Origin of the sequence: Pelotomaculum sp. FP (assembly GCF_004369245.1) — a bacterium.
GTDB lineage: Bacteria > Bacillota > Desulfotomaculia > Desulfotomaculales > Pelotomaculaceae > Pelotomaculum_C > Pelotomaculum_C schinkii.
Genome location: NZ_QFGB01000089.1, coordinates 1 through 12,112, shown reverse-complemented (window position 1 = coordinate 12,112; position 12,112 = coordinate 1). Strand labels below are relative to the sequence as shown.

14 protein-coding genes and 2 pseudogenes are annotated in these 12,112 nt (G+C 42.2%); 11 read left to right on the top strand and 5 right to left on the bottom strand.

Going from position 1 to position 12,112, the window contains the following annotated elements; genetic code table 11:
• A pseudogene (locus Psfp_RS20115) lies at nucleotides 1-244 on the bottom strand (cobalamin B12-binding domain-containing protein); the annotation flags it as partial.
• A 272-nt stretch (nucleotides 245-516) separates the two neighbouring features.
• Here Psfp_RS20115 and tnpA point away from each other — a divergent pair.
• The 7 genes and pseudogenes from tnpA to Psfp_RS20080 form a co-directional block, all read left to right on the top strand.
• A pseudogene (tnpA, locus tag Psfp_RS20110) lies at nucleotides 517-852 on the top strand (IS200/IS605 family transposase); the annotation flags it as partial.
• 102 nt (nucleotides 853-954) lie between these two features.
• Nucleotides 955-1,224, top strand: coding sequence for a hypothetical protein (locus Psfp_RS21920; RefSeq protein WP_190258777.1), 270 nt, complete (start codon nucleotides 955-957; stop codon nucleotides 1,222-1,224).
• The gene (locus Psfp_RS20105; RefSeq protein WP_192895559.1) at nucleotides 1,221-1,667 is read left to right on the top strand and encodes a helix-turn-helix domain-containing protein; all 447 of its coding nucleotides are present in this window, start codon (nucleotides 1,221-1,223) and stop codon (nucleotides 1,665-1,667) included. Before Psfp_RS21920 ends, Psfp_RS20105 begins: the two co-directional genes overlap by 4 nt.
• Before the next feature lie 99 nt (nucleotides 1,668-1,766).
• Entirely contained in the window at nucleotides 1,767-2,030 is a 264-nt protein-coding gene (locus Psfp_RS20100; RefSeq protein WP_134220293.1) for a hypothetical protein, read from the top strand.
• Nucleotides 2,031-2,085: 55 nt separating this feature from the next.
• Nucleotides 2,086-2,286 carry a YgiT-type zinc finger protein gene (locus tag Psfp_RS20095; protein ID WP_134220292.1) on the top strand — a complete coding sequence of 67 codons (201 nt, stop codon included), beginning with the start codon at nucleotides 2,086-2,088 and terminating at the stop codon, nucleotides 2,284-2,286.
• A 756-nt stretch (nucleotides 2,287-3,042) separates the two neighbouring features.
• A complete protein-coding gene (locus Psfp_RS20090; protein WP_134220291.1) occupies nucleotides 3,043-3,366 on the top strand; it encodes a hypothetical protein in 324 nt (107 codons plus the stop codon).
• Between the two features lie 1,292 nt (nucleotides 3,367-4,658).
• Nucleotides 4,659-4,949: a hypothetical protein gene (locus Psfp_RS20080; RefSeq protein WP_134220290.1), complete on the top strand. Its 291-nt coding sequence runs from the start codon at nucleotides 4,659-4,661 to the stop codon at nucleotides 4,947-4,949.
• 255 nt (nucleotides 4,950-5,204) lie between these two features.
• On the opposite strand, the gene Psfp_RS20075 is transcribed toward Psfp_RS20080, so the two are convergent.
• Together Psfp_RS20075 and Psfp_RS20070 are read right to left on the bottom strand one after the other, a co-directional pair.
• Nucleotides 5,205-5,591 carry a helix-turn-helix transcriptional regulator gene (locus Psfp_RS20075; RefSeq protein WP_134220289.1) on the bottom strand — a complete coding sequence of 129 codons (387 nt, stop codon included), beginning with the start codon at nucleotides 5,589-5,591 and terminating at the stop codon, nucleotides 5,205-5,207.
• 67 nt (nucleotides 5,592-5,658) lie between these two features.
• On the bottom strand, nucleotides 5,659-6,051 hold the full coding sequence (locus tag Psfp_RS20070) for a type II toxin-antitoxin system RelE/ParE family toxin (protein ID WP_192895558.1): 393 nt from the start codon (nucleotides 6,049-6,051) through the stop codon (nucleotides 5,659-5,661).
• Nucleotides 6,052-6,239: 188 nt separating this feature from the next.
• On the opposite strand from Psfp_RS20070, the gene Psfp_RS20065 reads away from it, so the two are divergent.
• The 3 genes from Psfp_RS20065 to Psfp_RS20055 all read left to right on the top strand — a co-directional run bounded on the left by Psfp_RS20065 (nucleotide 6,240) and on the right by Psfp_RS20055 (nucleotide 8,535).
• Nucleotides 6,240-6,461 carry a hypothetical protein gene (locus Psfp_RS20065; protein ID WP_134220295.1) on the top strand — a complete coding sequence of 74 codons (222 nt, stop codon included), beginning with the start codon at nucleotides 6,240-6,242 and terminating at the stop codon, nucleotides 6,459-6,461.
• 39 nt (nucleotides 6,462-6,500) lie between these two features.
• Nucleotides 6,501-8,138 (top strand): hypothetical protein, encoded by a 1,638-nt coding sequence (locus Psfp_RS20060; protein ID WP_134220287.1) that lies wholly within the window; start codon nucleotides 6,501-6,503, stop codon nucleotides 8,136-8,138.
• Between the two features lie 172 nt (nucleotides 8,139-8,310).
• On the top strand, nucleotides 8,311-8,535 hold the full coding sequence (locus tag Psfp_RS20055; RefSeq protein ID WP_134220286.1) for a hypothetical protein: 225 nt from the start codon (nucleotides 8,311-8,313) through the stop codon (nucleotides 8,533-8,535).
• A gap of 175 nt (nucleotides 8,536-8,710) precedes the next feature.
• On the opposite strand, the gene Psfp_RS20050 is transcribed toward Psfp_RS20055, so the two are convergent.
• Nucleotides 8,711-9,052 (bottom strand): nucleotidyltransferase domain-containing protein, encoded by a 342-nt coding sequence (locus Psfp_RS20050; RefSeq protein ID WP_134220285.1) that lies wholly within the window; start codon nucleotides 9,050-9,052, stop codon nucleotides 8,711-8,713.
• The gene (locus tag Psfp_RS20045) at nucleotides 9,028-9,411 is read right to left on the bottom strand and encodes a HEPN domain-containing protein (RefSeq protein ID WP_134220284.1); all 384 of its coding nucleotides are present in this window, start codon (nucleotides 9,409-9,411) and stop codon (nucleotides 9,028-9,030) included. Before Psfp_RS20045 ends, Psfp_RS20050 begins: the two co-directional genes overlap by 25 nt.
• Nucleotides 9,412-9,857: 446 nt before the next feature.
• Between Psfp_RS20045 and Psfp_RS20040 the strand changes: the two genes are divergently transcribed.
• Nucleotides 9,858-10,097 (top strand): hypothetical protein, encoded by a 240-nt coding sequence (locus Psfp_RS20040; RefSeq protein ID WP_134220283.1) that lies wholly within the window; start codon nucleotides 9,858-9,860, stop codon nucleotides 10,095-10,097.
• Nucleotides 10,098-12,112 lie beyond the last annotated feature (2,015 nt).

Sequence of the window (12,112 nt, the reverse complement as noted above, 5' to 3'; positions counted from 1 at the left end):
TGGCCGAGACTTTTTGAATGACCATGGCGCTGATGAACACACAGTCGGCCCATCGCAGGTCGTCGTCAGTAACTTTTTTAACGTTCATGTCGATCAGCCGCTTATCCCATGCTGCGGGCAGCATGGCAGCCACTGTCAACAGCCCTAGAGGGGGGAACGCCGCCTTTTTGTTGACGAACGATAGAGCGTATTTGAAGCTCCAGAAGCTGTCCGGATACTTTGGATACACCAGCAATGCCTTCAATTGTCCCATCTCCTTTGGGATTCCGTAGTTAAACCCGTACTTAACACCAGATAGTATTTTTATTATATTTTACCATTTTTTTATCTAAAATTCTCTAACTCTTTATAAAAACTCGCCCCTGAAAACCCATGGCCTTGTGCCGTGGGATGAAAGGGACGCCCCGGTTTTTCCGGGGTGAAAAATTACCTCTGGTGACATCAATATGTTAATAGGAAATGATAAAATCAAGCCATGAAAAATAAAGTTAACCATAGAGCCTACAATATAACTACCACATAGTGTTTTGTCCGAAATATAGGATAAAAGTAATAAATAGTAAGGTTGAGGAAACCATCAAGCAAACCGTTAGCAAAATCTGCGAAAACTACGGATTTAGCCTCATTCAAATGGAAATCATGCCGGTCCATTTGCACATATTCCTCTCTGCTCCTCCTACTGTAGCTCCAGGGAAGAAGTATGATCACATACGTCCTGAGCAAAACACGACCAAAAAAGCAAAGCAAAAAGCTTCCGGTCAAAATCCCGGAAGCCTTGAAAACTGGGCATTTTTTGGTGTCGGAGGCGGGACTTGTGTTAAAAACCTCACTACGGAAATGGATGTTTATTAAGGGAAAATAAATGTTTTGATGCATTTATGATGCTCTGACCGGTCGATAAAATCGCCCGGCTATTTTATTTTACCCAAATTAGAATAGTGAGGTGTATTAAAGATGACAAAAAATAAATCTAAGGATTTGATATTCCTCGATCCCACCATGAGGGACGGTCTGACTTCGGTTCCTAATTCCGTGCTTAAATTACAAACATTATCTCTTGAGTCTAAAGCCCTATTTTCAATATTCCTCATGTTAACCTGGCGTAGTGATAAGATTACCGAGAGCTACCTTGCAGAGTTTACCGGAAGTGATAGAAAGAAGATCCGGAAATGTGTTATCGAGCTCCAGCAACACCGGCTGATCCGGGAGGCGGAGGCTATATGATGACAGACAAAACGCTTATCATGGAGAACCCCAAACTTAAGAAAGGCTTTACATCGGTTCCTAATGCCGTAATGATGGCGAGGGGATTAAGTATCGGGGCAAAGCTTATCTATGGCCTATTGATGATGTTCGCATGGCAGGAAAATGAGTGTTTCCCCGGCCAGGAACGCCTTGCACAAGTTGCTGAAATCAGTACTAGGCAGGTTCAAAGATACCTCATTGAGCTACGGAAGTACGGCCTCATCACCTGGCGACGACGTGGGCAGAACCAGACCAATGTCTACTATATAAAAGATATAAAAACTGTGGAACGCCTGAAAATGCCGGACACGACAAATATGTCGCATTCGGATACGACAAATATGCCAGGTCCGGACACGACATGTATGTCGTACTTTGTATTTGTGAACTGCAATAATTGCATTAAGCTTGCTATTTACTAGGTTAATGAATTGGGGTTAGTGTAGGGCAGTGCTTATGAGTAACGGGGATAGTGTTGCACTAGTAATGACCTTTTTAAACTTTAATTAGGGGGTTTATAGATGGCTAAGATTTTAAGAATTGGCAATAAATTCAATCAACATTATAAAATAAATGAAAATTATAAGTGGAAATATGATTTAGTTGTTGGTGTTAAATATGGTACCGAGGGTATAATCCCTGCTGTAAATAAATTAAAAACCAGCTGTGTGAGTAGTTCCGGCAGTAGCTTGTGTATCAGCTATGCAGGGCACGAAACTATTGAAATAAATGGCGTAAAATTGTATATTATTTATTGCTTGGGAGGGATTAAATGTCTACTTTAATTCACAGTACAAGTATCAATGCCTTCAGGCTAGAATATATGGTTTAGGGGGGAATATGTTAATACACAGATGCGAAAATTGCGGCAGTAAAAATATCAGGTCCGTTAAAATCATTTTTAACTATTTGGGAACAGTAGTCAAAGATGTACCGGTTGTCCAATGCCAGATGTGCGGAGAGGAAATGATGACCTCTATCGTGATGGCCAGAGTGGATCAGCTTGTTAAGGAGGGCATAACAATTTATAGCAACGTATAAGACGAAAGGCAATTATTTCACGTGAAATAATTGCCCTTCGTCCTAGGGATAGTGTTGCACTAGTACTGTGAAATCATGGAAAAGCGTGAATGCTATACCTGCGCTAGCTTGCCAACAGAGCCATGAGGGAGATATTGCGTTCCTATCCCGTAGGCGGGATTATTAATTAGTATGGACCTTAAAATAAGGTCTTTTCGATTTTTTCAAAACCACCAGTGAGCTGGAGGACCTTGATCCGGGCTTCCCGCCGATGTCCGCATCGGCACGGGGCCGCCTCCTCCGTGCCTGGCCGTGGTGCCAGCGGAGGTTGTCGGCCACCGAGTAGCGGAGAAGCTGCATATTATGGAGCGCATCTGTCTCGGTGCAAACAGCGTTTGAAAAATGTTAACAAAATAACGGTTCTATGTTTGATGTTAGCAGATTGTTATCATGATAACATCCGCCTACGGGATTAACCATGAGCTAGCACTCCCTTGCATCCCCTGGCTACCACCAGGGTCTGCTGCAGTCGCACTATCTCAAGCTTAACCCTCCGGCTAATATCTAGGCCACTAGGGCCAATTAATCCGCGAACTCTCTTGGCCCGGTTGCATATGGCAGTGGTTGTGGTGGCTGGCATCGTTGTTGTTTAATGCCAAGGATAGCCCCGGTCTAGTGCTGAATTATCAATGGATATAGCATTAATGCGCTATACAAGTATTAATGCCATATTAAGGATAGCATTGCACTAGTGTTGTAAAAAAGGGGTGAATCTGAATGGCTTGGAGAGACGATAAGAGCCAGGTAATGGTGTATATGCCTCGAGAGATGCATAATGAGCTTAAGAGTGTTGCAGCTGCAAGTGAGGTTAGTGTAAATAACAAAATACTAGAGATAATTAGGAATCATCTTGATAGAACCGAAAGACAGGCAGAACATCGTAACACTAAGCAAATATTGCTTGATATTGAGAAAAAAATTGAACATATGGAGGACTCGATTTTAAAAGAAATTGGTTTGCAAGGTGTTGAAAGTCTAAATGATCGTGATGCTGTTAAGAACCAAATAAATAAAATCTACCAGAAGCTTGGCAACAAATAGTAGTGAGCATTATAACCTACCATCGGATCAGGTTCCAGTTAAGGTGCTGCAGACCAGGGGCAGGAAAAGGTGCCTGGATTTTGCAGGTCTGAGATACCGGGCACCTGGCCAATGAAAAATCTTTCGTGCAATAAGCCGCCATTCGGCTTACTGCGTTGCCTGGCGGTACTCTTAAAGAGTGCATAAAGGGTTGGGTTTGGTCTTTTTTTCTTTCCCATGTTTGGTTGGATTGCCCCACGCCGAGAGGCTTTTTGTGCCTACGCAGACTTAGGTGTTCTGGTCTTTTGAGCTGCGAAGGCAAATACTGCTCCGCAGGTATTGTTTTGTAGCTTTTACTGGTCGTTCCGTGCAGCCCTCTTTTTGTTGCCTGCCTGCCAAGTATGACGGAGTATGCCCTGGGAGATTACCTTTGTACGGTTATCCGTGGCCCGCAGGGGTTGAGTTGCCGGCATCTAGATCACCTTTTTTTCCGGTCCTGCAGGTGAAACTTATTTGGGAGTCTGGGCGATAAAGCTTGGAATAGCGAAGACGAAGGGAAGGGAAAACGGAAGGGCAGGATAAGGGGACTCCGTCCTAATAGAACACACACGCGGCAGTGCCGCGTGGTGCAAGACTTTTTAAGTAAAAATAAAGCTCCGTCCTTAGAAACTACACTCCGTCCATTTATCCGTTCTTTGTCATACTTATGTAATTATATTAGGCTTTTTAAACTCCGTCCATTTATCCGTCTGGCTGGCACCGGTGGCCATGGCCACCGGTGCTAATGGTGGTGCAATTTCAGCGTAAATAAATATTTATCAATATTAATGTGTTGACATTGTAAATACGTGGTAATATATTAAAGAAAATTTGCCAAACAAGAAAAATTCGTGCAAGAAAGAATTGCATCAGGACTCTGGGGACTTCTTGAAGATCCACCAATAGGTGACATCAAACCAATGAAAGGGCACGCTGGTTTTTACCGCTTCCGGAAAGACCAACAGGAGAAAGTCATCATATTGAAGCTATCGGGTCTCGCGGAGATGCTTATAAATGAATAAAGGAGTGAGCACCCCCGGGAGTTGTTCTCGAAGCTTATGTAATGGGTAGTTTACCTAAATGGTACTGCCCATTTTTGGTATAATCTGTCTTAGAGTGAAGAAATCAGCTAATTAGCTGATAATATTTGTATTAGCGTATATTTTCGTTAAAATGTTGGCGGTACCCCTCTTTGGTCTACAAGGAAGCTTGTTAGATACTTACCTTTGCTACCTGGAAGATTAATAATGTAAAAAAACAAAGGAGTGTGCTAGGTGTTACAAAACAGCGTGGTTATTGTTAATTGCAAAGATCAAGATGTTGAAATCGGTCAACAAATTTACGATTTTATAGTGAATTTTTTTAAATCACCAACTAAAAGGCAGAAAGAAATTCTTACTCTGGCTGAAAGTTTTTTTCAAGGTTCTAAATCCAAATCAAGCTGCATGGGCATTAAGTTTATCGAGATGCTTTACAATACGGCTCAGTTAGATTCAGTAAAATTGGAGTTTATATTGGAAGATAGATGCCGTGGCGCAAGCTGGAGCATTAGTTCCGGTGAATAGAGGATGAAGCCTGGCAATAAGAAGAAAAATTTTTCATATTCAGTAGTGCAAAAATCTTGGGAGCACGGGCTAAGGCAAAAATGATTCAAGTATCTGACTAATACAAATTGTAATAGCCGAGTTGATGACCAACTAGATCCGGAACAGTCAGTAAACTAGAAGGGCAGGCCAGGAGCTGATAGTAAAAAGCACACTCAATAGATTCTACAGTGATCTATTAAGCCAGGATCTGGATGATTAACCCAAAAAAATCGGCTAAATGCCGATTTTTTGCATACTCTTTTGTTCTTTTTCCCCGGACTGTTTTTGTCTAGCCTTTCTTGGCAATACGGTTTTTATAGAATAACGGCAGAGTTTTGGCCTGTCTTTTTCCGTGATAGTAAGGCGCAAATCCAAGGCGTTTAGAACTTTGGTAATGGTATTTATACTACCAAGCTGGGCGCTTTCAATACGTGATATTTGGTTTTGGGTAAGGTTGGATTTTTTGGCCAGTTCAGCTTGAGTTAGCCCTTTTTTAATTCGCGTTTTGATAATATCACGAACCAAAAAATAATTAGGCTCATTTTTAATTATTTCTTCAATAATATCCGGGCGTTTTTTCTCTAGCTCTGTTGTAAGATCGTTCATATTGAAAAATTTCATTATAATCACCTTCTGGAAAATTTATTCAATGGTTTAAACTGTTTTATGCTACAAAGATTTACTATCCTTATATTATCACCCCTTGGATTTTAAGAATTCCTTGAGGATTTTTTTTTGCCTTTCGTATTTCATTTTTGGGTACATCGTCAGTATCTTTACGGAAACAGTTGGTTAGCAGAAATTTACCTTCATGGACAGTAAAGAAAAGTGTCCTTTCAGCATTATTGGAAAACTTTGTTCTAAGTTCCCAAAGCTTCTCTTTACTTGCCCATATCCTATGTATGTATTCTACTGGTAAGTTAAGTCCAAATTCGTCAAGCAATATAATATTTCTAATAATTTTAGCAGCTACTTTGGGGTTGTGGTGATTTAAAAGATAGCTGTAAACTTCTTCAGATATGATAATGTTTTTAGTACTGCTTAGTTTTTTATGTAAATTGTTAATTATTGTCTTAGGCACTTGAAGAATCACCATCACTGAATAATATATTGTCTTTGATATATTATATCAAAAATAATATAATTGTCAATCCGGAATTGCATGGGCTAACTAGTACTCGGATAACAGCCGTCCTGATCCGGCTCGCGCCGGTCTTTTAGTCAGAGCTTCGCCAATAATTTAAGGTCCTTAAAATGCACAAATTAGGCATGGATAATGAACAATTCCAAAGGCTTGTGCTTGAACAACTGAAAGCGCTTACAGATGGCCAGAAAACGCTTGAGCAAGGGCAGAAGGCGCTTGAACAAGGCCAGGCAGAAATTAAAAATGAGCTTAAGTATATTTGGGCTGACATTAAGAAGATCGACAGCCAGCTTTCCAACCAGGAAGAAGAAGTTGTCATACTAAAACGTCTAAAACGTCTAAAATAAGGGACGTACTCAAATTAAATAGTTAGGGGAGTGATCCTAGTGTTCAGGAGATTGTTCGCAATTGCGGCAGTCTTTATTTTTTTTGCTGCTGCTTTGCCGGCCTCCGCCGGGCAATTGTTTAATGAGCAAACTGCAATCAACGATGCGGTTAGTAACTCTGGGTTTTATGAAATAAGAACGAGTGATGGTGATGATCTCAACTATGTCTCTATCCCGATACTGTCCAACTACCGCAAGGGGGACACCTATTACGGCTGCCTGGTTTATGGCCAGCCTCACGGAGATGTGAAAGATCGCCAGTCAAGATATATTGGTTATACTCTCTTTAAACCTACGCCTGGTACCAGGGAGGAATACACCAACGTGGCCTTCCCCCCGGACGTATCGCACAGCGGATATTTCGAAGACCAGCAGTGGATCCTTCAACCGTGGTTTTATGATAACGTTAAAGCTAATTACAGCGTCAGTGACAATGGTGGCCTCGACGGCAGCGAGTTATATACCCAGAACATCCGCCAGGGCATCCTGATATACTATACTGACCAGAACAACGCCAACAACTACCAAGTGAAGGGTATCAACTCGGAAACGCAGGAGTTTTGGGACAACATCAATCAATATGTCCATATTCTTGCGCCACCCACTGATTATGCTTGGGGCATCGGTAGGATGTGGCGATATGGCAATGCTGGACAAATAAACTACGTCACCATACCGATAATGCCTAATATGCTTTTAGACAATAACTCTGAGCTTGTTGTAAGCCCCGACTCAAGCACAATTTACGTAGGGGAACAGTCCGGATACCGTGCTACTTATTACCAGCAGGGCCAGAGTGCCGGCAATGGTCAGGACGTAACTAACTTTTGCGCGTGGCTAACTGCTGACAACCATATTACTACAATTGGCGCAAACAATGGCCTGGCAACCGGCCAATCTGCCGGTGCGACCCAGGTTACGGCGTCGTACACGGTCAACGGCAAGACCTTGCAGGGCCAAGCCCAGCTGATAGTTCAGGAGCAGCAACTGCCGCCGCCCAGCAACAATACTCCCGGCAGCCTGACTTTCCAGGCTGTCAGCCAAGACGGCAGTACGAACCGTGACCCCGGGACGGCTAAGGGGACGGACATAGTTACGGGCACTCTGATACCTCCAGTGATACAAAGTATAGCATATAGCGAAAACATGGTGGAACCGGACTACAGCACCACCGTAGCACCACCGCTTCCTCCATCCGGTGGCTGCGCACCAGCGTATACCAGGATTACGAGTTGGCACATAGTAGGTGCGGATCTCTCATATCCGAAACAAAACCCTGAGTTTACCTTTGGCCACCCTTTGCCTCCGATTGGCGAAGAAAGCATACCAATGGATGTATCAGGCGGGCAGAAAGCTACGGCAACATTTAAGGAACTGTGGGCTATGGACGGGGCTTATGTCTTTGATTGGTTCACAGACCAGTTGATAAACCAGGAACCCACAAATTACGCTATTACGGCTTCTAACATTAACGTACAAGTGGAGTATAACATTGTCACTTTTCATGAAGTTTGTTCAGATGATGGCGACTGTGAGTGTGTTTCCCAAACGAAACGTGGCTCTTATGTGCAGAAATTAAGCCCAACAACTGCCCAATTGCTGGTTAACGGGACAGGCGTCAACAGCCAGGCTCAGTGAAACAAGCCTCTGGTAGAGCACGAACCACCGGGGGCTTGTTTTTCAGTATAGAAAGGGGATGGGGAAAGGAACCTAACATATATTAATTCTCGTCCCGTCCCGAGTTCCCGGTGGACAGGACGAGAATTAAAAAAAACCGGGCATACTTTAATATTTAGGGAGGTGGAAAGAGATGGAATCAATGAGAAAGTTTCTATTGGTAGCTACTTTTATTGCGATGGTGGCTTTGCCGACAATAGCTTTTGCCAGTGATGAGGTAAATATGATCCCAATTCGTGCCTACGCTGAAAGTCATAGCGACGTGGTGTACTTCGAGATGACCGGTGGTTATATACCACAGGTTTTTGTGTTCACTGACCCTCCTATAGCTGGTAAGGATTATGCTGATATTTATTAGTTTATTGATGGCTCAGAAAAGGCATATAAGAACGGAGTTTCGTTCACAATGCCGGCAGCTGCACATATAGATATTGACGACCGAATGTATATTCCTGAGAGCGTGGCTGAAGAAATGCGTTAAAATATTCAAATACCCGGCGGGGGAACCTGCCGGGTGAATACTCTTTATTTTGCTATACTCTATATTCAATTGTTCCGGGTTCAGTCAGCACTTCGTAAATTAAGCTGGCTTTTTGTTTTTGCGCCTGGTCGATTTCATTCGGCGCGTAACCCCGCACTTCAATAGGTTCCATTATTTCAGCCAGTGCGTCACCAAGGATTTCCCACCTTTTCCACTGTGGCATACCGGTAAAAGCTTGGGAAACAACGATTACGTCAATGTCGCTATAAGGCCCGGCTGCGCCCTTTGCCTGGGAACCGAATAAATATGCCCTTTGGAGAGGAATCCCTTTTTTTTGGAGAACAGCCAGATAGGCTTTAACAATTTCAGCTACCCTATTTGTTGTTTCAGGCATTTAAACACATCCTTTGCTCTCTTCAGGTAATCCCGTGTTACTGAAGGCGGATAATCGCTCAATGTCTTTTTGAGTTCCTCGGGATATCTTGTAACAATTCCAGCCAGGCTCAAGCGGGTGACAAACCTTGTCTGTTCATTGTTAAGACTAGGTTGTCCAAGTTTTATCAGTTGAATAAGGTTATGAGTCTTTGGTGGGACTTTGCCTGTTCTTTCAACCACAAGCGCTTTTAGTGTTTTTTCAACTGCGAGATGGCACATGAAGATAGTGTAGATATACCTTCCGGCTTGGTAAAGGCTATCTGCTGTATCTAGGTCATATTCGGCCTGGGTAAGCCACTCGGCAGTTTCTGTAAGCATACAGTATTTTCCACCTTTCGTATTAATTTTAACATTGTGTTAGGTTAAAATCAATCATCTTGTTCTGGGTAATATACCCAGGGCTTTTCCTTTCTTAAAACTTAACTTTACAGCGGGGGGGGGGGACATATGTGTCTGTCAGCAACTCAAAACGTGCTAAACGTAATAAACAGCCTATAATTGTCATAAAAAACGTGCTGGAGCCGGAGCCAACTCCACCGGGGCTCAAGGTAAGCCGTGAGAACATTCTTCTTTCAGGACAATGAAAATGCAAAAAAATCCTGCCTGGCAGGACTTCTTTACGAGCAAGATTACAAAAAATTGAAAAGGCTATTATTGAAAAACAAGCTGAAATTAAAAATCTAATCGCGGCTGTTGCGTCAGGAGAAAATGTTGAACTATAATACAACGAAGCCATCAGACAGCGGAAAGAAGAAATCAGCGAGATGGAAAAGCAAAAAGAACAGCTGGCTCTCGCCAAGCCAGCTTTAGAAAAAATAGACACTATTCGATTAAAGGATTACGTCCAAAGTTTAGATCAGGTCTTAGCACATGGAACTAACCGAGAGCGTAGAGAGTTTATACGTACATTTATCCGCCGAATGGATTTTGATCCAGAAGCTTCTCGAATCACCATCCACTTTGGTACGCAGACCCGATTCAGGTTCATGAGACAGAAATTTTAACATCCAACAATGTGCGGTTTTTAACTGGTGTCGGAGGCGGGACTTGAACCCGCACGGTCACCCACACGCCCCTCAAGTGTACTTTTGCAAATTCACTCTTCAAAAAAAGGGGCTGCCATTTAGAAACGATTGGATTTTTTAATCCATATGAAATTCACAAAATCTTAAATTCGACTCGACACCTCAAACGCAAGGCATCCTATAGGCTATTTTCTTACGGTTTTAAACACGCCCCCTTATATGTAACTCATTTTCACCCGGCAGCGCCGGCTGCAGTCTTATATATTGAGTTACATTGGACAAATCTGGACAAAAGAAAAAGGTCTGCTTTCGCAGACCCTCAATTACAGGTGGACACTTTAAGTGTCCTTAAAATATTCCAGAAAAACAGGAATATGTAGATTACACAGACATGGCCAACAATGCTATAATTAACACGGTGGGCAATGCCTGCTCGGAAGGGTCTGCTTCCGGGCGCCGGTAGGGGACAGGAATCCTCTATCGGCACCATTATCAAATTTTAAGAAAAGCCTTCCCGGGGGAAGGCCTTTTAAATACAAATAGATTAACTTTTGGCTTGCCAGGAGCCTTCGGTAGTTCCTGGTAAGTCATTCGCTTAGCAGGGCCTTCATCCTGTTAAGCACCAGCCTGTATGAGTCTCCCAACTCATGCAGGCATTTAATTTTCAACTTTGTTTCATAATATCACAAACCATTTAACTTTTGTCAATATTTTTTCTATATTTTTCTACAAAATTGACATAGTGCAGTCTGAACTTATCCCGATGTTTATTCCAGCCTCCTTCGGACGCCGGACTAAACCGGGCTAAGTCTCAAACTGAAGAGGGAAGGCCAGGTCGACGAAAGCTCTAAAGAATTTATCTGGGATTGGGCCTGGAAAGAACATAATACGGTTAATAGCTCAAGTCGAACAAGTGTACATACTTTTTCCAGTTCCAAGCATTAAACCCTATGCAAGAGACATGCCAGCATATCCATAATGTTGGAAACAAATGTAAGTGTTTCCTTGGCCAAGAAAACCAAAACCAGGAAAAAAGAAAACCCAGCTTTTGGTAGTTTGTAATTCATTAGTTCCAAATTTGGGACTTCGGTCATGTGTTACTAATGACCGAAGTTCTAGGAGTTAGAAAAACAATCGCTGGTGGGAGCATTTTTCACAAAAAAAATTTCCAGATTCTACAACTTCACTCCATTCCTGTCAAGGCAAAAAAATTTCTTACCGGGAAGATAAATTTGTTAATAATCATAATTTATCGCCCGGTAAAAATTTTTTTGGCCCTCCGCTATCACTCCGGGCTCCCCTTGACATCCATTCCGTTCAGATGTTCGTAAATCAAAAATTTTTTTGTTCTTTGAAAAATACATAAAAGCTCAGTTGACCGTTATGGGTACCAGTTAGGTGAATAGGTGTACATGGGTAGCAAACCTGGTAGAGCAAAATAGGGCGGCAGCAAAAAGCTTGAGTGTCATAGAGAAAAACAGGCCAAAAAAGGAGGCTACAAAAAATGCTTAGGTATTGCCCACTTGATAAGGAATATGTGGATTGCAGCAGCGCTTGTGATGTTTGTTTTGAATTTGAAGAATTACATGCTTTTGCAGAGAAGGTAAGAGCCGGTGAATAACCGGCTTTTTAACAAAAAAAGAAAGGAGGCGAACCTCCTATTTTTTACGCCCAAAAAGAGCTGCATATAGTGTTGATTGACAATAACATTATATACGCTGACGAGGTAGAAGAAAAGGCTTTTTTATACGGTATCGACTACAGCATTAAAAACCAAAAACCAACCGTTATGCAAAGTGTTCCAACCCCAAAGATAGTTATAGACTATATTCAAAAAATAAAGGAGAGTTAATAATGAGTAAAGTTACGGGTCTTTGACACTTGCGCTAATATAGAAATCTCTACAAGCCTTGAAAACAGGGCTTTTTTTATTAAAAAAATGTCAAATTCTCTCCAATTCTTAGTGAGTAATTTTGCGTAATGTGTTATAATGT